This is a genomic window from Chryseobacterium sp. StRB126, from assembly GCF_000829375.1.
Taxonomy (GTDB): Bacteria; Bacteroidota; Bacteroidia; order Flavobacteriales; family Weeksellaceae; genus Chryseobacterium.
The window spans coordinates 2375307-2397041 of the sequence record NZ_AP014624.1 but is presented as its reverse complement, the minus strand read 5'-3'; the positions used below and the strand labels follow the sequence as shown (position 1 = coordinate 2397041).

The 21735-nt window shown below is 36.1% G+C and carries 23 protein-coding genes and 1 tRNA gene; 6 read left to right on the top strand and 18 right to left on the bottom strand.

Going from position 1 to position 21735, the window contains the following annotated elements; genetic code table 11:
• The first annotated feature begins 2 nt into the window (after positions 1-2).
• The gene (locus tag CHSO_RS10760) at positions 3-806 is read left to right on the top strand and encodes a DUF4249 domain-containing protein (protein WP_045495781.1); all 804 of its coding nucleotides are present in this window, start codon (positions 3-5) and stop codon (positions 804-806) included.
• A 76-nt stretch (positions 807-882) separates the two neighbouring features.
• On the opposite strand, the gene CHSO_RS10755 is transcribed toward CHSO_RS10760, so the two are convergent.
• Positions 883-1611, bottom strand: coding sequence for a YoaK family protein (locus tag CHSO_RS10755; RefSeq protein WP_045495780.1), 729 nt, complete (start codon positions 1609-1611; stop codon positions 883-885).
• A 43-nt stretch (positions 1612-1654) separates the two neighbouring features.
• The gene (locus CHSO_RS10750) at positions 1655-2692 is read right to left on the bottom strand and encodes a PLP-dependent cysteine synthase family protein (protein WP_045495776.1); all 1038 of its coding nucleotides are present in this window, start codon (positions 2690-2692) and stop codon (positions 1655-1657) included.
• A 394-nt stretch (positions 2693-3086) separates the two neighbouring features.
• Between CHSO_RS10750 and CHSO_RS10745 the strand changes: the two genes are divergently transcribed.
• Both CHSO_RS10745 and CHSO_RS10740 read left to right on the top strand, forming a co-directional pair.
• A complete protein-coding gene (locus CHSO_RS10745) occupies positions 3087-3773 on the top strand; it encodes a Crp/Fnr family transcriptional regulator (RefSeq protein ID WP_045495771.1) in 687 nt (228 codons plus the stop codon).
• A gap of 129 nt (positions 3774-3902) precedes the next feature.
• Positions 3903-4301, top strand: a complete 399-nt coding sequence (locus CHSO_RS10740) for a VOC family protein (RefSeq protein ID WP_045495769.1) — start codon at positions 3903-3905, stop codon at positions 4299-4301.
• 626 nt (positions 4302-4927) lie between these two features.
• Here the strand turns inward: CHSO_RS10740 and CHSO_RS10735 are convergent.
• The 3 genes from CHSO_RS10735 to CHSO_RS10725 all read right to left on the bottom strand — a co-directional run bounded on the left by CHSO_RS10735 (position 4928) and on the right by CHSO_RS10725 (position 8830).
• Positions 4928-5575: a response regulator transcription factor gene (locus CHSO_RS10735; protein ID WP_232509180.1), complete on the bottom strand. Its 648-nt coding sequence runs from the start codon at positions 5573-5575 to the stop codon at positions 4928-4930.
• A gap of 5 nt (positions 5576-5580) precedes the next feature.
• Complete coding sequence (locus CHSO_RS10730) at positions 5581-7185, bottom strand: sensor histidine kinase (RefSeq protein WP_232509179.1); 1605 nt, start codon at positions 7183-7185, stop codon at positions 5581-5583.
• A 1060-nt stretch (positions 7186-8245) separates the two neighbouring features.
• Entirely contained in the window at positions 8246-8830 is a 585-nt protein-coding gene (locus tag CHSO_RS10725; protein WP_045495760.1) for a hypothetical protein, read from the bottom strand.
• A gap of 304 nt (positions 8831-9134) precedes the next feature.
• Here CHSO_RS10725 and CHSO_RS10720 point away from each other — a divergent pair.
• A tRNA-Ser gene (locus CHSO_RS10720) sits at positions 9135-9219 on the top strand.
• A 270-nt stretch (positions 9220-9489) separates the two neighbouring features.
• Positions 9490-10866: a site-specific integrase gene (locus CHSO_RS10715; protein WP_084220964.1), complete on the top strand. Its 1377-nt coding sequence runs from the start codon at positions 9490-9492 to the stop codon at positions 10864-10866.
• 52 nt (positions 10867-10918) lie between these two features.
• Here the strand turns inward: CHSO_RS10715 and CHSO_RS10710 are convergent, their stop codons facing one another.
• From CHSO_RS10710 to CHSO_RS10700, 3 genes are all read right to left on the bottom strand, one after another.
• Positions 10919-11221: a hypothetical protein gene (locus CHSO_RS10710; RefSeq protein WP_045495758.1), complete on the bottom strand. Its 303-nt coding sequence runs from the start codon at positions 11219-11221 to the stop codon at positions 10919-10921.
• On the bottom strand, positions 11208-11480 hold the full coding sequence (locus tag CHSO_RS10705) for a helix-turn-helix domain-containing protein (RefSeq protein WP_045495756.1): 273 nt from the start codon (positions 11478-11480) through the stop codon (positions 11208-11210). The genes CHSO_RS10710 and CHSO_RS10705 overlap by 14 nt, the downstream gene beginning before the upstream one ends.
• Positions 11481-11579: 99 nt before the next feature.
• Positions 11580-12014, bottom strand: a complete 435-nt coding sequence (locus CHSO_RS10700) for a DUF1016 N-terminal domain-containing protein (protein WP_045495754.1) — start codon at positions 12012-12014, stop codon at positions 11580-11582.
• Between the two features lie 441 nt (positions 12015-12455).
• Here CHSO_RS10700 and CHSO_RS10695 point away from each other — a divergent pair, with 441 nt between their 5' ends.
• Positions 12456-12899: a JAB domain-containing protein gene (locus CHSO_RS10695; protein ID WP_045495752.1), complete on the top strand. Its 444-nt coding sequence runs from the start codon at positions 12456-12458 to the stop codon at positions 12897-12899.
• Positions 12900-13085: 186 nt separating this feature from the next.
• Here CHSO_RS10695 and CHSO_RS10690 read toward each other — a convergent pair whose 3' ends face one another.
• The 10 genes from CHSO_RS10690 to CHSO_RS10645 are packed head-to-tail and all read right to left on the bottom strand — an operon-like array spanning position 13086 to position 21727.
• Positions 13086-13532: a DUF3872 domain-containing protein gene (locus CHSO_RS10690; RefSeq protein ID WP_045495750.1), complete on the bottom strand. Its 447-nt coding sequence runs from the start codon at positions 13530-13532 to the stop codon at positions 13086-13088.
• A gap of 12 nt (positions 13533-13544) precedes the next feature.
• Positions 13545-14105 (bottom strand): conjugal transfer protein TraO, encoded by a 561-nt coding sequence (locus tag CHSO_RS10685; RefSeq protein ID WP_045495741.1) that lies wholly within the window; start codon positions 14103-14105, stop codon positions 13545-13547.
• Between the two features lies 1 nt (position 14106).
• Positions 14107-15006: a conjugative transposon protein TraN gene (gene traN / locus CHSO_RS10680; RefSeq protein WP_052480560.1), complete on the bottom strand. Its 900-nt coding sequence runs from the start codon at positions 15004-15006 to the stop codon at positions 14107-14109.
• Between the two features lie 15 nt (positions 15007-15021).
• Positions 15022-16320, bottom strand: coding sequence for a conjugative transposon protein TraM (gene traM / locus CHSO_RS10675; protein WP_045495735.1), 1299 nt, complete (start codon positions 16318-16320; stop codon positions 15022-15024).
• Positions 16321-16323: 3 nt separating this feature from the next.
• Complete coding sequence (locus CHSO_RS10670; protein WP_232509178.1) at positions 16324-16593, bottom strand: hypothetical protein; 270 nt, start codon at positions 16591-16593, stop codon at positions 16324-16326.
• Positions 16594-16603: 10 nt separating this feature from the next.
• The gene (gene traK, locus CHSO_RS10665) at positions 16604-17227 is read right to left on the bottom strand and encodes a conjugative transposon protein TraK (protein ID WP_002980931.1); all 624 of its coding nucleotides are present in this window, start codon (positions 17225-17227) and stop codon (positions 16604-16606) included.
• 12 nt (positions 17228-17239) lie between these two features.
• Complete coding sequence (gene traJ, locus CHSO_RS10660; RefSeq protein WP_045495724.1) at positions 17240-18232, bottom strand: conjugative transposon protein TraJ; 993 nt, start codon at positions 18230-18232, stop codon at positions 17240-17242.
• A 1-nt stretch (position 18233) separates the two neighbouring features.
• Positions 18234-18839 carry a DUF4141 domain-containing protein gene (locus tag CHSO_RS10655; protein ID WP_034692369.1) on the bottom strand — a complete coding sequence of 202 codons (606 nt, stop codon included), beginning with the start codon at positions 18837-18839 and terminating at the stop codon, positions 18234-18236.
• 48 nt (positions 18840-18887) lie between these two features.
• The gene (locus CHSO_RS10650) at positions 18888-21398 is read right to left on the bottom strand and encodes a TraG family conjugative transposon ATPase (RefSeq protein WP_045495722.1); all 2511 of its coding nucleotides are present in this window, start codon (positions 21396-21398) and stop codon (positions 18888-18890) included.
• Complete coding sequence (locus tag CHSO_RS10645; protein WP_045502274.1) at positions 21395-21727, bottom strand: DUF4133 domain-containing protein; 333 nt, start codon at positions 21725-21727, stop codon at positions 21395-21397. Before CHSO_RS10645 ends, CHSO_RS10650 begins: the two co-directional genes overlap by 4 nt.
• Positions 21728-21735 lie beyond the last annotated feature (8 nt).

The window sequence follows — 21735 nt, the reverse complement described above, 5'->3', positions numbered from 1 at the left end:
TCATGAAAAAAGCATTCTTTATCATATTATCTGCCTTTGCATTAATTTCTTGTGAAAAAGAGATTGACCTGGAACTGGCTGACCAAAGTGGAAACATTGTCATTGAAGGAAACGTTACTGATGTCGCAGGATCTTATACGGTAAAAATCACTAAATCTGTTGGTTTTTCTCAGCCTAACCAATATCCGGCTGTTACGGGTGCTCAGGTTATTCTAAGTGATAACACCGGACAAACAGAAACTCTGGAGTATACAGGAAGCGGAGAATATAAAACAAATACATTCCTGGGAGTACCGGGAAGAACCTATACCCTCAAAGTACAGGCGGAAGGAAAACAGTACACAGCTCAAAGCACCATGCCTCAAGCTGTGGAACTGGAAGGCCTTGTACAGGATTCTTTTATGTTTGGAGATAAGAAAAGTTACACGCTGTTGCCTGTTTTTACAGATCCAGCAGAATTGGGTAACCGCTATCTTTTCAGCTTTACCATCAATAGTCTACCCAAAAAGTACATCAATGTTCTTTCTGACAACTTAAACAACGGACTACCCAATCAATGGACTTTAGGACTTCCTAATGATGACAATAAAGGTAGAGATCATGAAGTGGTAGTTGGTGATGTTATTCATGTTGAAATGCAGTCTATCGACACTAATATATTTACCTATTACAGTGCTCTTCTTAAAATCTCAGAAGGATATGGAGGCAGCGTTACTCCTGCAAATCCACCCAGTAATATCAGTAACGGAGCTTTGGGATATTTCTCTGCACATACTGTAAGGTCTCTGGTTACACAGATTCAATAGGCTTTCTATTATTACAATAAAACGGTTATTCCAATACTTTGGAGTAACCGTTTATTTTTTCGGTCTGAAAGATGATTTATGATCTCAATCTTCGTTTTAAGGCGTAATATCTGTACAAAAGTTTATCATAACGGATGATTCCGAAAAGCAATCCCGCAGCCAGCAATAATGTTCTAAGATCCATCATCCTGTACAGAAACCCGCCTATGATACATCCTGAAAAGAAACATCCTACAATAACCAGTTTCAGAGCAATATTCTTTTTAAGCTGTCTGTATTCATTTTCTCTTTCCTGAAAAAACAGTTTTGATAGTTCTATGCCCAGATCGGTAAAAATTCCGGTCAGATGAGTAGTTCTTACTACAGACTGAGAAACTCTGGTTACCAGAGAATTCTGAACTCCCATCGCAAACAGCAAAAGCCCGGAAATCATATAGTCTGATATTGAAATCTCCAATCGCTTGATTCCGGATAACCCTACAAATCCTAATATAAAAATCTCAAGCAATAAAGGAATAAGATGAGGCCTCAACCCTCTATGACGGGAGGAAAATTCAACAATCAAACTTGAACAAAATGTACCGGCCAGAAAACAAATGATAAAAATGAGATAAACCAGTGCATTATTATAATGGTTAAGAAATATTTCTTCTGAAAAAAAAGCAAAGTGCCCGGTGATATTGGTTGTAAGGATTTTTACTGACAAAACCCCGACAATATTCACAATTCCGGCAATAAAAGAGAGCGCTGATGCCAGTTTAAGATTGTGAAAGTAGGTACGGTTTTTTCCTCTGTGTCTGAACATATCAATGGTTTAATCGGTTTCAAAACACGTATTTTCAAATATTCTATTCTGCAAACTCAGTCACGAAGATCTCATCATCTTTCTGAATATCATTCGCCATAAACCCTTGAGACTGCATCCATTCGTCATTATACACCTTTGTGATATAGCGCGATCCGTGATCCGGAAAAATAAGGACTACTCTATCATTTTTGGAGAATTCATACATTTCGGAATATTGCTTCAGTGCCTGCATTACAGCTCCTGTGGTATAGCCACCCATAATTCCTTCTTTTAAAGCAATCTCCCTTGTTGTATGAGCCGCATTTTCATCATTAACCCGGACAAATTCATCAATCTGTTCAAATAATAAAGCTCCCGGAATAAGATTCTTCCCCAATCCTTCAATCTGATACGAATGGATTTCATCTGGATGGATTTCACCGGTCTCATGGTAGGTTTTTAAAATAGAACCGTCTGCATCTACGCCAATTACTTTGATATCCGGATTCTGTTCTTTTAAAAACTTTGCCGAGCCCGACAAAGTTCCTCCAGTACCACAACAGGCAAAAAGATGAGTGATTTTCCCTTTGGTCTGGCTCCATATTTCAGGACCAGTACTTAAATAATGAGCTTCTGGATTGAGCTGGTTAAAGTATTGATTAATATAAATAGAATCCGGAGTCTCCGCTGCGACCCTTTTGGCCACTTCATAATACGATCTTGGATCATCCGCAAGAACACTAGCCGGGCAAATATAAACAATAGCACCCAAAGCCTTTAGATAAGCTATTTTCTCAGGTTTTGTCTTATCACTTACAGCTAAAATACACCGATACCCTTTTATAATACCGACCATTGCAATGGAAAACCCTGTATTTCCTGACGTGGTTTCTACAATAGTGGAGCCAGGTTTTAAAATTCCTTTTCGCTCGGCAGCTTCTATAATATGTAATGCTATTCTGTCCTTGGTAGAATGCCCAGGGTTAAAAGATTCCAGTTTTGCATATACTGTTGCAGGAATTTCTTTTGTGACGGTGTTAAGCTTTACCAAAGGAGTACTTCCTATCAGGTCTAAAATATTATCAAATACATTCATCATTATTACCTTTAGAAAACAATTTCAAAAAAGTATTCCTTAAAAATAACTGGATAAAATAAATAAGCAAAAAAAATAATTTAGAAATGTCAGCAACCGCTGTGAAAAACATGTCAACTTAAATTTTTATCCAGTGTTATTTTTACATCTTTTATATTCTTAGAATCGTAGTTATTCTCAATACAACGTTTGCGAATACTATAAAATTTCTTTTATTTATAGGGATTAACAGCTGTCTCACTGCGATTAAAACTGTTATCTATTCTCATTCAAAATCTATTTCATTACTTTTGTAAAATTAATCCGTTCAGACAGAAAATCTGGTGATTTATATTGGTTTAAAATGTGATTTAAGTTACAAACTGAACGTTTATTCAATAGCCTGCGTAGAAAAATTATGATCTCAAAATTTATTTTCAACAATCAGTATCTTTTTGATGAACTTCCTGAATATGACAAGAATTTGCTTCTAAAAGCTATGAAAACTAAAAACTACCGCAAAAACGAGGCTATATTCACAGATGGTACAAAGCCCAATGGCATCTATTATCTGAATGAAGGGAAAATAAAAAAATATAAGGTAGATAATGATGGTCGGGAGCAGATCATCTATATCTACAGTTCCGGGGAATTTTTCGGATACTCGGCCATTTTGAGTCAGGAATCTTATGGAGATACCACTTCCACTCTGGAAAATTCTGTTATCTCTTTTATTTCAAAAGACAATTTCCTGGAAATCCTTAACCAGTCTTCTGTTTTCTCGGGTCTTTTGTTAAAATCTTTAAGTCATGAATTCAGTGTGATGGCCAATCTTATTGCCGTTTTATCACACCGTACCGTAAGAGAAAGAGCTGCACTAAGCTTATTAATCCTTCATGACAAATATAAATCTAATGACTTCCCCGAAGAAGAAGTATTAATTTCTCTATCCCGCGTAGACCTTGCCAATATGGTAGGAACAGCCAGAGAAACGCTAGCCCGTATTCTCAATGATTTTAAGCAAGAGAAACTCATCAAATCTGAAGGACGGAAGATACAACTCCTCGACATTAAACAGTTAATAGATATTGCTAATTTTTACTAAAACACCCCTTTAGCAGTTTCAGCAATTAGTGTTATAGAGAATAGTTTTCTGCTTTCAAAATCCTCCTGACACCCTGTTGTCATACCTTACTCTTAATTTTGTATTCAATTATTTTAAATACAAAATTATATGAAATTAACATCGCTAAGAATCATCACAAAGGACATCAAACAATCCGTTCAGTTTTATGAAAAAGCAATAGGATTCACTGCCCAATGGTACACAGAAGATTTTGCTGAACTTAGTACAAACAGCATAACTATAGCCATCGGAAGCACACGTACTATGAAAATGTTTGGTGGTGAACAGCCTGCAGAATCAAGAGGGCAAGGCAATATTATTATAGAATTTCTGGTTACTGATGTAGATCTTGAATATGAAAGGATTAAAAATCTGACAGATCATATTGTACAGGAGCCTACAACCATGCCATGGGGTAACCGTTCTCTTTTATTCCGGGATCCGGACGGAAACCTGATTAATTTTTTCGCCCCTGTAAGCCCTGAAGCTAATCAGAAATTTAAATAAAACAAGAAGCCGGAAACCAAAACTTCTTATCTATTAATGGTCTCCACTACCCGGTATCTACCCTCTTCCGGCTTCACTCTAATTTCATATTTACTTTACAGTTTGTCGTATTTTTCGTAAGCTAGGTCTTCAAACCAATCCATGAAATATATTCTTCAGGCCCTTATGGCCCTTTTATTACTGCCATCCTGCCAGTCACAGACTACATAAAAAAGGGAGGCTTTTATTGCCTCCCTTTTTGTCTGTACTAGTAACCACACCTTGGATTTCTTTATATTAATTTGTGTTTTTTTTCTTATCATTTGGTTTTTTCAAGAAATCCACGTTTAAGGTCATTCATACACTTCTATATTAATCTCATCACTTGTTAATTTATTTTCATCACTTGTGTTTTCTATAACTATAGTTTATTATTTTTACAGTTATTTCATTTATCTACTTAAATGAAGTGAAAAAACTAAAAAAAAGCGTTAACAATTCATTTGGTAAATTTTATACTACAAAGTAACGACATCGCAGGATAATATCATCTATAAATCCCATCGATACATATCAGATGCGGCATAGATATTTATCGATGAAAACAACTGGACTAATAAAGAAGTGCGGAATAGGCGTTGGGAATTCTATATTTTATGATGCGTTTTGATAAGATCAATCAGCTCTACAATATTTTCTATTTTCAGCTTTTCAAAGATATTTTTTTTGATTGTACTTACTGTATTCTGCTTTATGTTTAAATTATTCGCAATTTCCAGGTTTCCAAATCCGTCTGCATACATTTCTGCAATCTGCAGTTCTCTTTTGGTTAAACTGCTCAGTGGGCTTATTACATTCGGGTTGTAAATGAACTGGACTAATAAATTTCTTGTCAGATCTGAAAAATACTCTCCTTTCTGGATAAACTGAGAAACAGCTTCTCTTACTTCTTCTTCTTCGCTCAGTTTGCTAAGATATCCATTGGCACCGGCTTTTATAAACTTCAGGGCATACAGATCTTCTTCAAGCCCCGTAAAAATAAGGATCTTAATATCCGGGTTTGCCATTTTCATTTGCGGTAAAATATGCAGACTATTTCCTTCGGGAAAATGAGCATCAATAATAGCGATTTCAATTCCCTTTGTTTCTATCAGCTCCATGGCCTGCTGTAAAGATGAAGTATGATATACTTTTGCATTGGGAGCAATATCATTAATAACGATCTCCATTCCCTGCCTTACAATACTGTGATCATCTGCTAAAAGGAATATGATTTCCTTGTTTTCAATTGGCATTTCCATTATTTATTATTGATATTTAAATTGATTCTGAATGTCACCTGCGTTCCTTTATGTAGTTTACTGGAAACAGAAATTTCACCATCAAACAATTCTACAATTTCCTTTACAAGGTTCAGTCCTAATCCTACTCCAAGATTATCTACCTCATCAGAAACGGTTCCCTGATAATAAGGATCAAAAATCTTTTTCAAATCAGATTCTGAAATCCCTACTCCTGTATCTCCTACTGTTGTAATCAAGGTGATTTTATCATTTCCTAGCGGCTCTGTAGTCATCACAAGATCAATCTTTCCGTTTTCTGTATACTTGTTGGCATTCCCCAGAATATTCATAAAAATCTGGTTGATTCTGATATTGTCCGAAAATACGACAACCCCTTCAGGAATTCTGTCTGTTACAGCAAATTTATTGTTTCGTGTCTCCAAATAAGGGGAAATCACTTTTACAATGGAGCCAATCTCTTCTTTAAGATTAAAAGCGGATTTTATCAGCTTCTTTTCAGCATCCTGATTCTTTGTATATTCAAGAATCTGGTTAGATTGCAGAAGAAGCGTACTGTTTGTAAACTTAATCGACTTCAGGTAATCTTTAATCGTTTCATCCCCTGTTGATCTGTAAATCTTATCAATAAAGATATTAATGATCTTCAACGGCGATCTTAAATCGTGGCTCAACATCCCCAATATTCTGTTCTTGAAATTCAGGTTGTTCTTAATTTCTTTATTGGCTGCATCAAGTTTTCTTTCGTAGACGAAGGCCACTCTGGTAAAGTACATAATAAGAATGGATACAATGAACATTAAGACCATCAGCCCAAGTACAAGATATCTTCTGATCTTATTATTATCAGAATTTTGTTTGGTATATTCTTTTTCAAGTTCAGATTTGAAATCTTTAATGGCATTTTCATATACATCAATCAATCCGTTACTGTACACTAACAGCTTACTGAAATTGCTGTAAAACTGAATATTCTCACGCTGATTTTTGATTGCATATTGCTGTGCTTTCTTTACTTCCGCGGCATAATGCTTATCCATCGACTTTAAAGCCTTATCCATTTCAGTTTTTACGTTGGAAATGTCTATGGTTTTATTATTCGTTAAAGTAATTACAGTGCTTTCTTTCTGAACATTTACTTTTCCTGTGATGGCATCCTTCAAACGCCCCATAAAACCTTTTTTCTTAATAGTATCAGCATAGGTGCGGGTTTGTACATTGAAGTTCTCAAAGTCATTTTTGTACTTTGCAGGCTCATACTTCTGATCCTCAATCTTTGTAGGAGGCTTCATAGAGGTTTCGTATACAGAATCTATAAGGGTTTTCAGTTTGGTTACCTTCATGGTATCCATTTTCTTCTGAGCCAATGTATTTTTCAACCTTGGGCTTGTATTTTCATACTCCCCGATCTTATCAAAATTCTTTTTAAGTTTTCTTAATGACTCAAAATAAAGCTGCAGGTCCTTATTATCCTGGCTCACCATATATCTTTGGAGATGCTCCTGTGCATCCATGAAATCCTTTCTTGAATTATCCGTCAATCCTCCCAAAGCCCTGCTATCCTCCAGCTGTTTCTTGATAAACTGCAGTTTTTTCTCATTCACAAACTCATTGTAAAAAAACACACCTATAATCACCTGTATCAACAAGATACACATAATTAACGAGTAATGAACAACCTTCCTTAATTTAAAATTTAAGAATTTATATTTCATATCTACTGCCAGGTAAATTAATCTTCTGTTTTCTCAAGTCCCTTTTATTAGTCTTAAACAATATAATATTATTAATACAAATTCAACAATCTCGTATATTATTCAATTGGCAAAGTTAAATTAATTTTTGTCTACTTAATAATATAAAATTTCTGATAAAAAGAAACAAATTCAGGTCTAATTTACATCAAAAAGCCTATAAAACCTAGGCTTTTCATTAATGTAAATCTATTTTTTTAGAATAGATGTAAAAAAAATCTCTATCTAAATATTTCAAGATATGCTTTTATAGGGATTGGGATGTTCAAATATCGGATAAGATTATTTATAATTAATGCTTTCGCCTGTGCTTAGATTAATCTTCAATGCACTTACGAAAAGCAGCAATACTCCCCTTGCTTGTAATGAGGTGATTTTTATACCTTTTCATCTGAATAGCCCATGTATATTCATTATACCGTTCCATTCTTTCAACCTATTGTTTATATGCAAGCTCCCTGCGGCTAATTCTAAAAAATCCTGAAAGATTGAGTAACTTTTTTATCTCCTTTAATGTAGATTCGTTGAGTCAATGCTTCTTATCAGATATATCGACTGCAAATACAATACCCTGATAAGAATTGAACGCAAAGCGTTTTCTATAATTTTTCCCGGATTGATTATTGCTCAATAGCTGTTAAAGTTTCGCCAGCACATCATGCTCTCCACAATCCGATTTCTTTAACCATAAGAATTTATCCCGTATTTTTTTGAAACGATTCTGAGTAAGGAATTTTAAGATATATTCAAAACAGTAAACCAAGGAAATAAAGAGATGAATAAAGGAATTAAATAACAAAAATTGAAGGCTGGAAGTTATTTTTAGGTATAATTACTATAGCCATTCTACCCTTAAAAAAGCTCTGACTTATTTTTATAAATCAGAGCTCTACTTTATTGGAAGAAACGTTTACAAACTAACATTATCTAAAAGGCTTTTCAGTTCTTCAAGGGACATATTATTTCCCGAAGCTACTACTCCATATCTGTTTCCTTCCAGATACTGGATACTTGTCATTTTATCGTTTTCATACATACTGTGATCAAAGTAAACCAACCAGCCTTTATAATTTTTAATATTGGTTTTATCACCGGGTTCCTCTATTGCTTTCAGCTCCAAATAGCTTAAAAGACTTCCTTTCACCTGCTCAGCTCCTGCTCCGGCACCATCTGTTACCATTAAATAGACATTCTGAGACCCTTTTGCATAATTTGCTGTAGCATATGACCCTGTTTCTTTATCTTCAAAAGCCGTAACTTCTGTAAGTTTAAAACCGTTAATCTCTTTTTTAAATTTGCTTTTAAAATCATTGGTATTAATAGGCTTCAACTTTTTCAGTTCTTTAGCCAGATTTTCAACTTTTACGGAATCAGAATCATTCTGTACATGTTCAATAGTTCTTACAAGAGGTTGATTGGCAAAAACAACATTAGATCCCAAGGTAAATGTTAAGGCAACACTCAGAATACCTGTTCCCACATAAGATACTTTCATAAATAATTAATTTTTTTAGTCTGACAGGCATTGCAAAAAATGCACCAAATAAAAAATGAGAGATCAATTTCTCTTTCTTGCTTCTTTTTTTAGCAGAAAACAGGAAATCTTTTCACTCAAAACCTCGATGAACAGGAGAAAACAAAGAGAAAATTTCATCATTCTGCAAAAACTAACAAAATAATTAACCTGATTTTTAGCCCATTATTAAGTTTTGTTAAAGTTTATACAGAAAAAGTTTTGCAGAAATTAAAAATCGTTCTATATTTGCACCACTGAAAACAACGATACTATCGGAGTTTAAGGAGAGTTGGCAGAGTGGTCGATTGCGGCAGTCTTGAAAACTGTTGACTGTAACAGGTCCGGGGGTTCGAATCCCTCACTCTCCGCAAGATGTGAAAACAAAAGTTTTCAAAAAGCATCAAAAAATAGATAAATCCTGCAAAATCAATGATTTGCAGGATTTTTTTTATTTATGGCTACTGCCATAATTTTCAAAAATACTCCAAATGTTTGTGGCAGATTCGTGGCAATATTTGAAATCTGAAAAAATTGCCACAAATATCTACAACTATTTGACATTTAACCTGTAACAAACATTGACATCTTGATTTAAAGCGCTTTTAGTTTGACATTTATAACCCTTAAAATGTTGAATTATGTTAGAGCAAAGTTATGGGCTAACCTTCTTCTTGAAGAGCTCAAATGTAAAGAACAAGACAATACGTCACGTTTATCTACGAATAACCGTAGATGGAGTTCCTAAAGAAACTTCCACTAAAAGAAAGTGGAATGTAAACAGATGGGATCAGAAGGAAGGAAAAGCAACAGGAACGAAAGAGGATGCAAAAGCACTGAATTTTTTCCTGGAATCATTGACCACTAAAGTCAATAATCACAAAACTGATCTTTTAAATAGTGGTATTCCTATTACCTCAATAGACCTTATTAATTTTGTAAATGGAAAATATAAGCCTCGCAATAAGATTCTGGAAGAATTTCAGGAGCATAACGATGAGATAGCTGCCTTGGTTATCACAGAGGAGTATGCTAAAGGTACACATGATCGCTATATTACTGCACGTTCACATGTTCAGGAATTCATTAAATATAAATATGATAAGGAAGATCTGGAATTCAGTGCCCTAAACTATTCTTTTGTAAAGGATTATGATCTGTATCTTAAAACTGTCCGAAAATGCTCCAATAATACTTCTCTAAAGTATATCAGTAATTTCAAAAAAATCGTTCTAAGGGCTGTAGCTAAAGAAATAATCTCTAAAGATCCCTTTAAGCTTTTTGTAAGCAAGAAAACCAAAATAAAAAAGAAACCACTGACAAAGCCCGAACTTAAAAGGATTGAAGAAAAAGTATTCAGTTCCGAAAGGCTGACAGTGGTACGTGATATTTTTGTGTTTCAATGTTATACCGGATTATCATATATTGATGCATATCAACTCAGATGGGAAGACATCAAAGAAGCCGATGACGGTAGTATGTGGATCATGTCGAGCAGGCAAAAGTCTAAATCGGACACTGATATACCACTCCTGCCCAAAGCACTTGAAATCATTGCTAAATACAAAGATGACCCACTGTGCAAAAAAAGAGGAACTGTACTTCCGGGTAGGTCGAATCAGAAAATGAATGAGTACCTTAAAGAAATCGCTGTTCTCTGTGAAGTATTTACTGTTCTTAATACCCATAAAGCGAGACGAACCTTTGCGAGTACTGTAACCCTTAATAACGGGGTTTCGATCCATGTTGTAAAGGAAATGCTGGGCCACTACTCTGTCAAACAGACCGAGGATTATGCAATTACCGAACAAGCCACAATTGCAAGGGAAATGAAGGAGCTAGAAATGAAATTGAAAGGAACCGATCAATTCAATACCAAGCTTATGAAATTCCTCCAACAACTCGAAAGAGAATTTCAGGAACTTAAAAATACACAGGCCAAAACTGCTAGTGCTTCGTTTCCCAATAGATGCGATGCTTTTCAAAATATGCTCGAAACAGTCAAGGTGATGATATAACAGAAACAAATAAGCTTCAATACAAACAGGTATATTGAAGCTTATTTAATATTCAGTCTTTGGGTCTTTTCAGTATTTCTACCGTACTGCGGTATCCGGGATGGTAAGAAGGCGTATATTTGATATAGCCAAATTCCTGAAGCTGCTTAAAATACTTATGGTAGCTAGGCAGGGTGTTGATATGCGAGAGAGTCATTAATTTACTTCGGCTGACCCTGATGACCCATTTTTCATTTTGCCTACATGCAAGTCTTGCTATTGCGACCAATAAGGAAATATGCCATACATTCAGCAATGGATCACCTGAGATATAATCCAGGAAATCAAACCATCTTTTAGGATCATTCGATTTCATCACTGAATATTTTTTGAAGATCTTCGCTATTGTAATAATATGACCCCAACAATTTCTTAAATCTAATTTTCCCAGTGACTCTCAGATTTTGCAGTGTAGCAGCGGAAATATTAAGCTTTTTTCGGATTGCTTTGCTCCGCATCCATCCAAGCTCATCAGACTCATTATTATCGGCCAACTTATTGTCAAGAAGATTGCCAATGTCAGAAATGATCTGATTTCTCAGCATGTCAAGATCGCTTTTTGTGATTGTATCCATATCTAAAGATTTTGATTTGCACAAAATTTCTATTTTATGAAACATGTCCACTTAAAGTGGAAGTAATTGGTATTGTTTTTCCTTTATTTACTGATTTGACTATGTCTTCTTATATAAACACAGTCTTCGAAAAATACGAGACAGTGTTTCGTATTTTTCGAAGACCCGACCTTGAAAAGTCAAATAAAATTTCCTCATCCACTGTAGATTATCTACAGAATACCCCCTTCCAAATTCTTTTGATAACTGTCTGCTTAAGTTCCTGAGTGTTTCTTTGGCATATTCAGCTCTGTCCTTTCCATTTTGCTCATCCGTCACTATTGTTTTACCTATTTCAAAATAGGTCAATAGCATAGTCGTATTAATATTACGAACAACACTCTCCTTTGACTTTTCAATTAAATCTCTGATGGTTTTAAAAAGATGGGAGGATAACTGGCTCATATTTAAAATTATTTCTCTATTAAAATCTATAATAATATGCTTTCCAAGAACTCTTAATCCTTTTGGTAACCAAGTGGCATAGTTTGGCATTCGATGTCTTCAAGAATATAAATTAGAATACAATTATAGGTTGATCACACAGTAACTTCTAACGATTAGGTAAATACATTACTAATATTTTCATAATAAACCGGTAAAAAGGCAGCTAAGGTATTGTTGCCATCCGTCTTGCTAATCCAACCAAAAGACTACGGCATAAACGGTTTCCTCCCTAAAGGCACCCTCCAATTATTCCGTTTCCTTTTGTTTTTTTTCATTGTCAACACTTCATATCTGCTTTCTTTTTTCCGGTTTTTCTTTTGAAAAATATTCAGCGAAACCTGAAAGGCTTTTAAGAAATAGAACGGAGAAGAGATTGAAAAGGCTTTTGATCTAAAAAATACACATAACAATTCAAAGATGTTTTAAATAAATGCTGGTTTAACTTAAGTACGGGAAACAAAAGGCTCTGCCGTACTCAGAGCAATAACAATGAAATATAATATTGTAAATGAGATCAAATTGATCTACACAAGAAAAGGAAATACTGAAAAAAAAGTACTGAACTCCCAGGATGCTACAGATATTTTCAGGGAACATTTTGATGCAGATCAGATCGACTACAGAGAGTCATTTTACTCAATGTATATGAATCAGGCTAACAAGGTCTTAGGAATACAAAAAATATCAGAATCTGGAATTACCTCTTCTCTTGTTGACATCAGAATCATCATGCAGGGAGCTCTATTATGCAATGCCGTATCATTTATTATAGCTCATAACCATCCTTCCGGAAACCTTACACCTTCTCGCGAAGACATAGGCATCACACAAAAAATAAAGGAGGCTGGACAATTATTAAATATTAAACTGCTTGATCATTGTATAATAACTTCAATAGACTCCTTCTCTTTCTCCGATGAAGGTATTTTATAAGAAACTTAAATTTCTGAAAAATAAGAATCCAGAGCCGATTCCCGGTCTGGATTCTTGTGGCGTCGCGGAAAGATGATTGCCCTTTAGGGGGCCAACCATCTTTCCGCAAATACTAAACAATACTTCTCAAATTAGATGGTTTTATTTGGAGTGGGAATATATATTTGCAAGCTAAAGAAATTGTATTTATCCGTCTAACTTTTTGTTGTTGAATTGAAATTCAATTTTATTCTCATTTCCAAAACTGTCTGATAGCCATACCGTAAATGATTGTGAAACTTCAGAGGTTGAAGTATAATACAATCTGAACTCTTTCTCATAAAGAGGATAAATATCATTAGGAAAGTAAGGTTGAGTGTTATAATACTGCAGCTTTCCTGCTCCCTCAAACTGAAAATATCGAAGATAATATTTGGTGTCAGCAAAATTACCTTCAGGAATAATTTTGATACGGATCTCCACATACTCATCTTTAGCGATATCCTTAGGAACAGGCATAACCCACACCTTAAAAGGATAATTCTGCTGAATTTCCAAATCATCTTTCTCACATGATTGTACAAATAGTCCAATCATAAATAGTAGCAAGAAACACTTTAATTGTATTTTAGCTGTATTAATTATATTTTTCATTTTTCATTATTTTTAGAAATTATATCTTATTCCAACCCCCAACAGAGAGTGAAAATTAGCCATTTGGCTATTTTTCAAAAAGCGAAGTTGTCCGTTGACCAGGAAAACTAAATGCTCGGTCAGATAGCTTTCAATAGATAGCTTACCATTTGCTCCATAAATAAAATTATCCGTTGCTGTTAACATTGAACCGTCATATAGCAATTCATTGCCTCTATTAACCTGTTCATAACCAACAAGACCTCCAATTCCCAGATTAAGATTGACATTTCGCATGAAGTCTCCCCATAGATAAAAACTGTAACCACCGTTAAGCAGAAACGTATCTATCGGAATATCGCAGCTAGTGTATTTATAATATTTTCTGCTAAATTCTGTCAGTCCAAAAAAGTAATTACCATTCTTCGAGTAAGAAACAAGCCCCGTACTAAACATATAATTTTGCTTTTCTGGAGATTTTGGAAATACCGAATAGGTAAATTCAATACCAATTTGCTTGGGAATCATCTGTTGAGCAAATATTTTGCTACCCATTATCATCGTTAAGATGATTGTTAAAAATATGTTGTGCATCTTACTCCGTTTTAATGGTTAAACTATTTATCAATCTTGCATGAACAATATCTTCATTTTCAAGCTGTACTTTCAAATGCCTTCCCCCGTTCTTTTCCAGAATTTCAATCTCCAAAACCTGATCTTTTAAGAGCGTAAACTGATCAAGCATATAAATCCCTTTACTATCTGAATGATCAGCTATTATCCTTTCCGGGAAATAGGTACGAACCTGCTCTAAAATCTTATCCTGAACGACCGTTCGCTTTAAGTTCTTTTTATCGACAATTTTAAAATTGACCCATTCAATAGCATACCCCACATTACTTTGATTCTTAACCTGCAATGTGAAATAAAACTTGCTGTCATTAACGTGCAGCGCCCTGACTGAAAACTCAATTCCATAACTTTTCGAAGCAATATGCTTAATAGTTCTGTTGCTTTTCCTGTAAAGATTTTCCATAATAAGCCAGGTGAGAGAAGTTGAGCTTCCTTTAAGATCTTCAAATAATACATCAGCATACTGTCGCTCCATACCTCTCTGAAGTTTTACTAAATCATAGCTGAGTATATCGGGATAAGAACTGTAGGATGCGTCAAAACTGTAAAATTTTCCATCTTCAGTAATGACCGAAAAATTAGTTTCTTCTTCAAAATCCCTGACGGCTGACTTAACCCGAAGAACGTTTCCTATAGGATCTGCCTTATTGGCAACCAAGAGATCACTTCCCAGGTCAACATATCGTATTGATGTAGGAAATATCAGATAGCTGGTTTTATTGTAGGTAACTTGTATCCTGAAAGGCTCTAATTTTCCCTCTTCCAAGGAATAATAGGTTGTCACGGAATCCTGCCCAAATGCCTTGCTTACTAATAAAAGTAATAGCATAATGAGAATATAATGACTCTTTTGTGTATTCATTTTTATTTTTTTTGATTAGTTATTTTTGGGTAAGAGTAAGACTTGATGGCCAGCTTTTACAGTTACTTTCAATTGTCTGACTCTCTTCTGAAAATAACCCGACAGTCCCTGTACTACTCCCCTGCTCAGATCAGTTGCAATCTGTTGTTCTGCTGATTGAGTCATCATAATATTAGTGCCTGAAGCCTGGCTCATATTAGCTACAATATCGCTTACCGCATTCTGCTCCGCTGAATAAGGAACATACAATCCCATCTGACCGTCAGTGTCATAAACATTGATTTCTACAGGATAGATATTACCTTGAGATTGAATGGAAGATATTTTTAACTGAAGCCTCCCACCCTGAAATTTGCTTACTGCAATCAGTAAACTCCCTATTGGAATTTCAGCTCTTCCGACTTTCATGGCTTCTGAAAGCCTTATAGATAATGTACTTTCGTTGACCAAAGTCTTAGTTTCATAGACTACACCTCTTATTGCATTTTTTGTTTGAACTGAGTTTTCTGAATCATTTTGACTGTCATAAAATCTATTCTGATTCAAACCTGCGATAAAAGCACTATCCGACTGGTCTCTGTATAATGAGGAAACAACATTGGAACGTACCGGTATTGCTGAAGTCAATTTAACCTTCTTTTCCGTTGACTTTTCGACCTCTTCTTTTTCTGCTGGTTTTTCCTGCTTTGGCGTCGTTGGAAGATACTTAGCAGCCATTTGATACGATTTTTCCATGAGCTCTAACTGGTCGTTCATTCCCAGACCCACAGGAACAGCATGATTTTGCATTGACTCATTCTTTAGCCTTGAAATTTCTTTCCTTAGGTTATTGACCTCCTGATTATCCCGATTATAGAATGAGCTTAAGGTCTGCTGTGCATTTCGATAACTGTTCAGAGCATTCTGATCGGATTGCTGAAGAACACTTCTATTGGATGTTGAAGAAGGTGGGTTGCTATTATAGTTTACACCGTTCTGGTCATTCCAGTAATCTGATAAAGTTGTTATTGAATTTCTCTTTTCTTCATTCTTTTGCTCTAATAACTGCTGCTCATAAGCCTTTTGCTTATCAGACTGCAATTGACCGTCTTTTGCCTGTGGAATAGCTGCATTAAATCCGGCCTCTTCAACAGTGGTATGATCGGTTTTGGACTTAAAGATCAGATAAAAGCACGATGCACATATAGCAGCCATCAAAAAGTAGATGAAAGGTTTCTTTAATCTTTCCCATTGAGCCTTGGGATGATCATTCACTCCGTTAGAATTTTGGGAGAGATCATTTTCTGTCACTCTAATTTTCTCTGAATCTTTCATATTCTATTTTTTAGTGTATGAGTTTACTATTTCATTATGCTTCGATCCTTTTTCGATAGGTTTCTTAGAAATGCCGTCAATATGATTGATAGAAATGGTATTACTTCTTTGACCTGTAGAAATACAGATATTGACAATGACGATGATAGTTATCAAAACATAACCACCAAAGAAAACCTTGGCCAGGAATTTTTGTCGCTCTACCGGAAGAGATTTCCAGTGTTTATCAATCTTTACAACATAATTTTCGAGTGTATCTCTTAGTTTTTTCATATCGGTCTTATTAGCGTTCAACAGTTTCGACATCTCTATTTTCAAGCACGTTGAATTTTTCAATGATAAATCCCTGAGGATTGCTGTCAGACCGTACAGAATTAACCAATGAACAGTTGGTAATTAAATTCCGGATGGTAAGATTACTGGATCTGATAATGAATTGTCTTGCATAAGTTTTTACGTCATAGGGATAACTATCAAAGTTGGCAACGACACTGTCTACCTCAACTCTCTGCTGGATATTACCTGAAATGATTCTGTTATAGTAACCTTTTTCCTGAAGGTCTTTATAGTAATTGAAGGCAGATTGGTCAGCTAAATTGAAAGCCCTTTTGACATTACTTTCAATAGCATTCTTATCTGGGGCAATGGTGAAGAATAATTCGTGAAATCGTCTCACATGCTCTCTTGCTTCTACAGGTCTGTTGATCGACATATCCTGTGAAAGGGCTACCATCAATGATTTGCCGTTATCCAGCACATAGATCTTTTGACGCTGCTCTTCGGCAAACTGGTAGGATTTAAAGACAACTACACCTACCACTCCAAAACACAACACCGCAAAAACGAATGTAAACAAACGGATCTGCTTGAAGCTGCTCTCAATATTTCTTAACGTTTTAAATTCCATAGAACTGTATTTTTATTTTAATAATCTTCCCGAAATATTTCCTGTGGCAGAACCTACTGCTGCTCCCGCAACATTACCTGATTTCGTGGCAGTTTGGTTTACATTACGTATAAAATTGCCTGCGCCTCCTGCCTGAATCACCCAGCCTGTTACCGTCGGTACCGTAAAATAACCGATGATCCCAATTACCATATAGATGATGTATACCGTATTGGAGGTATCAGGAATAAAGGTGGGATCTGCGAGCATCTCGATATCCCGTTCTAAGATCAAGGTTTGCATCTTGGCAAGAATGGCACTGAATATATCAGCAACAGGAAGCCATAGATAAACACTAACATATCTCGTCAACCATTGAGTTAAAGTAGTTTGGAAACCATCCCATACAGAAATGGCAAATGCGATAGGTCCTAATATTGAAAGGACAATCAGAAAGAAGGTTCTGATGGTATCAATAACTAAGGCTGCCGATTGAAACAGAATTTCAAGAAATTCACGAAAACCATCTCTGATATCTTTCTTGATGGCAAACATTTCTCGTTCAATATACATTCCGGACATCGTGACCAGATCCGATGGTGACCATCCGAGCTCTTCCAGCTTCTTGTCAAATTCTTCGTTTGAAATAAGGTAAGCCATCTCCGGATTCCTGAGCATCGCTTCTCGTTCTAAAAGATTCTTTTTCTGCTGCAGCTCGTTCATATCCAAGACCTGATTCTCCAGCGTTGAATGGCTTCCCTGAACGATGGGACTCATTACCCCATTAAGACTTCCTAAAACCAATGTGGTAAAAAACATAATGCAGATGCCTATGGCAAAAGGTCTCAGCATGGGAAACAAATCAATCGATTCTGCACGACTCAATGACTGCCAGACTTTTAGTGCTACATAGAATAAAGCGCCTAATCCGGCGACCCCTTTTGCCACAGCAGCCATATCAGCGCACATCGGCATCATTTCCTCATAAACGGAACGAAGTACTTCGTGTAAGTTATTCGGTTCCATCTTACCAGTATTTTTGATTGGAGGTTCCGTAAAGATCCAGCACCCTTTGGGTATTGTTCTGTTTTTTTGCTCTGAGATAACTGACCGAAATATTCTTGTTGGTATAGTATCGTACCAGATTATGATACGCTTTGACCTCTTTATAAACCCGGTCAACAACATCCATCCTTTCTTTATCATTCAGAGAAAGACCGTTAGAAGTGATGATCTCTTTGAGTTCTTTCAATAGCTCCGTGCTCTCCGTAAGAAGCGCAGAATAACCATTGGCAATGGAAGCTAATTCCTGAGCATTAAAATTGGGGTCATTCAGCATTTTACCGAAATTATTCACATACATCTCAGAAACATCACCCACTAAAAGGACAGTCTGCTGAACCTTTCTGGCATCTTTGACCAGATTATTAATAGCTTTCAGCTGGTCATAATACTCTTTACCCTGTTCATACACTTTCTTAACTTCATTGAAGTTCTTAACAACGTTAGATACCGTTGAAGAAGTCTGTACAATTTCATTGGCTGAGTTCAAAATTCCCGAAGCCAGGTTTGCAGGGTCTGTTACGACAAATTGTGCTTTTGTATAGGTTACGGTAGCAAAGAATGCTACCATTAAGGTTTTAATGATTAAATTTTTCATTGTTGTACATTTTTAAATGATTTAATGGTCTTTTCTATTCGATTTAATTCTCTTAAGAGAAATCCTCTTGATGGCATGTTCGACATTGCCGTCAAGTTCCGATGCAAGATTCATCACTTCCATCTTTTCCGTTTCTTCTGTAGTATATGCCAGATATTCTTCGGTAGAAACTTCAGTGGCATAGACTGCAGAGTACGTTCCACCCAGTCCAATCCAGACTTCTTTATACAATCTTCTCGGATCGTTGTTCATATTGATCGACAGCACCTGGGACTTTTCTTTATAAGTCAATCCCAGCATCGCCTGAATATCATCGAACTTGTTCATATACTTCCTTTGGTCAAGAAGAATCTTACAATCCGAATTATTAATGATACTTTCTTTCACAATCGGTGACTGAATGATATCATCAACTTCCTGAGTTACCACAATGGCTTCTCCGAAAAATTTCCTTACCGTTTTGAACAAATACTTAATGTATTCTGCCATCCCTTCTTTGGCAATGGCTTTCCAGGCTTCTTCGATGAGGATGAGTTTTCTGATTCCTTTGAGCCTTCGCATCTTATTGATGAAGACTTCCATTATGATAATCGTCACAATGGGGAACAGAATTTTATGATCTTTAATGGCATCGATTTCAAATACGATGAAACGCTTGGATAACAAGTCCAGCTGCTTTTCTGAATTGAGCAGATAGTCATACTCTCCTCCTCTATAGTAAGGTTCCAGCACATTAAGAAAGTTGGCAATATCAAAGTCTTTTTCCCTGACTTTCTTTTGCTCCAATACTTTCTGATAATCATCTTTGACGTACTCATAGAATCCGTTGAAAGAAGGATGCTGATCATCGGTTTTAATTCTTTCGATATATCCGCTGACTGCATTGGAGAGTGCCACCTCCTCTGAACGGGTTGGTGGTTCATCGTCTCTTTTCCACAGGGTCAGAATCAATGTTTTTATACTCTCCCTTTTTTCAATGTCAAAAACGCCGTCATCAGTATAGAATGGATTGAAAGCAATAGGATTGTCCTCGGTATAAGTAAAATAAACCCCGTCCTCTCCTTTGGTCTTTCCTTTAATGAGTTCACATAATCCCTGATAGGAATTTCCGGTATCTACAAGAAGGACATGCGATCCCTGCTCATAATATTGTCTTACCATATGATTGGTGAAGAAAGATTTCCCACTTCCTGAAGGACCAAGGATAAACTTATTTCTATTGGTTATAATTCCCTGTTTCATCGGCAAATCTGAAATATCCAGATGAATAGGCTTTCCCGTTAGGCGGTCAGCCATCTTGATCCCAAAAGGTGATGGTGAATCCTTATAGTTGGTTTCCTCTGTAAAAAAACATAGAGCAGGTTCAATAAATGTGTAAAAGCTTTCTTCACTCGGAAAATCTCCTGCATTACCAGGTATTCCAGCCCAATATAAAGTAGCGGTATCCGTGGTATTATGACGGGGCTTACATTCCATCAAGGCTAGAGCACTACCCGTATCATTTTTTAATTGTTTGAGCTCAGCAGAATTATCAGACCATGACATCACGTTAAAATGAGCGCGGATAGATTGAAGACCATAAGAGTGTGCTTCATTTAAATACTTTTCTATCCATTCTTTATTGATCTGATTGGCTCTGCTGTATCTTGCCAGAGAATGCATATTCCTTGCAGATTTTTCAAACTTGTTCAGATTCTCATCACTGTTGTCGATGAACAGATATTGATTATAAATATGATTACAACTGAGCAGAAGTCCCACCGGAGAAGCAAATGATAAAAGACAGTCGCTGCGATCGGTGCTTAATTTCTCATAACGACTGTGTGATGATACAGTGCCTGGTAAATCCTCAGTATCCGATAAGGTGTGCATAGTGATCCGGTTATTACCGATTCGCATTTCTTCCGACCCTAACTTGATATCCTGTAATGACGGATGGGTTTCACGGGATAGAGTCAGATACTGTTCCAGTAGTCCTGACCTCTCGGAAGTTCCCGATATCTCATCTTCTGTCATCCTTTCCAAATGGATATAACCGCTGTCATTCATAATCCGCTCCAGCTGATCGACCGCTTCAAGAAAACGACCAATGACTTCTTTGTCTTTAATCTCTTTTGGAATCAGTTTTCCTTTACAGAGTGATGAAAAGTTGCTCTGCATCCGCATTCTCTCCTTACTTGTTTTTGTGATAAACAGGTAGCAGTAATGATTTAAAAAGGGCCTCTCATTGAAATGCCTTTCAAATGATTTGGAAAGAAAACTCTGGTCTTCTTGTGACAAATCAGGATTGTAGTTTTCTTTCATAAACCAGTCCTGTTTGTGAACGATGGTGAAATCCGGTAAAGTTTTAATCGCTTTGAACCAAGCGGAATGCATGGCTTCATACTCAGCGGAAGCAACAGTAAACAGTTCGGGGAGTCTGACTTTAAAGCAAACCGTAACATCAGCGTCTTTTGAAATGATACAATCATTTTCAATCGCCAACAGTGGAAATTTACTTTCCAGAGTGGCTACCTTGGAAGAATTTCTCATATGTTTGTTCTTTTACGGTTAATTTTCAGATACCGGTAAATATTCTTACGGCTGATGATATATTTCGGATGCTTCTTGTGTGCGCCTAATTTCATCAGACCATGTTCCCCGTATTTTCTATTCAGTGCGAAAGTCTGCCAGGTAAGAAGTCCACTGCTGATTCCTCCGAGAATTAAACACAGATACGTATTAACTCCAGCCATATACATAACCATGACACAGATCAATATTCCTAAGAGTCCTCCACTGAAGATAAAGAGGTATTGTGCTTTTAACCCTTTAAATTCTACCTTCCTTCCTATTCCTTTATTGATATGATAGGTATTCATAGTCGTCA

Bases quoted from the DNA above. Each gene is read 5' to 3' on its own strand.
- CHSO_RS10725 (WP_045495760.1), bottom strand. From the start codon at position 8,830: ATGAAAGTATCTTATGTGGGAACAGGTATTCTGAGTGTTGCCTTAACA.
- CHSO_RS10755 (WP_045495780.1), bottom strand. From the start codon at position 1,611: ATGTTCAGACACAGAGGAAAAAACCGTACCTACTTTCACAATCTTAAA.
- traK (WP_002980931.1), bottom strand. From the start codon at position 17,227: ATGGAATTTAAAACGTTAAGAAATATTGAGAGCAGCTTCAAGCAGATC.
- CHSO_RS10740 (WP_045495769.1), top strand. From the start codon at position 3,903: ATGAAATTAACATCGCTAAGAATCATCACAAAGGACATCAAACAATCC.
- CHSO_RS10695 (WP_045495752.1), top strand. From the start codon at position 12,456: ATGAAATATAATATTGTAAATGAGATCAAATTGATCTACACAAGAAAA.
- CHSO_RS10745 (WP_045495771.1), top strand. From the start codon at position 3,087: ATGATCTCAAAATTTATTTTCAACAATCAGTATCTTTTTGATGAACTT.
- CHSO_RS10685 (WP_045495741.1), bottom strand. From the start codon at position 14,105: ATGCACAACATATTTTTAACAATCATCTTAACGATGATAATGGGTAGC.
- CHSO_RS10760 (WP_045495781.1), top strand. From the start codon at position 3: ATGAAAAAAGCATTCTTTATCATATTATCTGCCTTTGCATTAATTTCT.
- CHSO_RS10750 (WP_045495776.1), bottom strand. From the start codon at position 2,692: ATGATGAATGTATTTGATAATATTTTAGACCTGATAGGAAGTACTCCT.
- traN (WP_052480560.1), bottom strand. From the start codon at position 15,006: ATGAATACACAAAAGAGTCATTATATTCTCATTATGCTATTACTTTTA.
- CHSO_RS10705 (WP_045495756.1), bottom strand. From the start codon at position 11,480: ATGGATACAATCACAAAAAGCGATCTTGACATGCTGAGAAATCAGATC.
- CHSO_RS10710 (WP_045495758.1), bottom strand. From the start codon at position 11,221: ATGAAATCGAATGATCCTAAAAGATGGTTTGATTTCCTGGATTATATC.
- traJ (WP_045495724.1), bottom strand. From the start codon at position 18,232: ATGGAACCGAATAACTTACACGAAGTACTTCGTTCCGTTTATGAGGAA.
- CHSO_RS10670 (WP_232509178.1), bottom strand. From the start codon at position 16,593: ATGAAAAAACTAAGAGATACACTCGAAAATTATGTTGTAAAGATTGAT.
- CHSO_RS10655 (WP_034692369.1), bottom strand. From the start codon at position 18,839: ATGGTAGCATTCTTTGCTACCGTAACCTATACAAAAGCACAATTTGTC.
- CHSO_RS10650 (WP_045495722.1), bottom strand. From the start codon at position 21,398: ATGAGAAATTCTTCCAAGGTAGCCACTCTGGAAAGTAAATTTCCACTG.
- traM (WP_045495735.1), bottom strand. From the start codon at position 16,320: ATGAAAGATTCAGAGAAAATTAGAGTGACAGAAAATGATCTCTCCCAA.
- CHSO_RS10645 (WP_045502274.1), bottom strand. From the start codon at position 21,727: ATGAATACCTATCATATCAATAAAGGAATAGGAAGGAAGGTAGAATTT.
- CHSO_RS10715 (WP_084220964.1), top strand. From the start codon at position 9,490: ATGTTAGAGCAAAGTTATGGGCTAACCTTCTTCTTGAAGAGCTCAAAT.
- CHSO_RS10690 (WP_045495750.1), bottom strand. From the start codon at position 13,532: ATGAAAAATATAATTAATACAGCTAAAATACAATTAAAGTGTTTCTTG.
- CHSO_RS10700 (WP_045495754.1), bottom strand. From the start codon at position 12,014: ATGCCAAACTATGCCACTTGGTTACCAAAAGGATTAAGAGTTCTTGGA.
- CHSO_RS10735 (WP_232509180.1), bottom strand. From the start codon at position 5,575: ATGCCAATTGAAAACAAGGAAATCATATTCCTTTTAGCAGATGATCAC.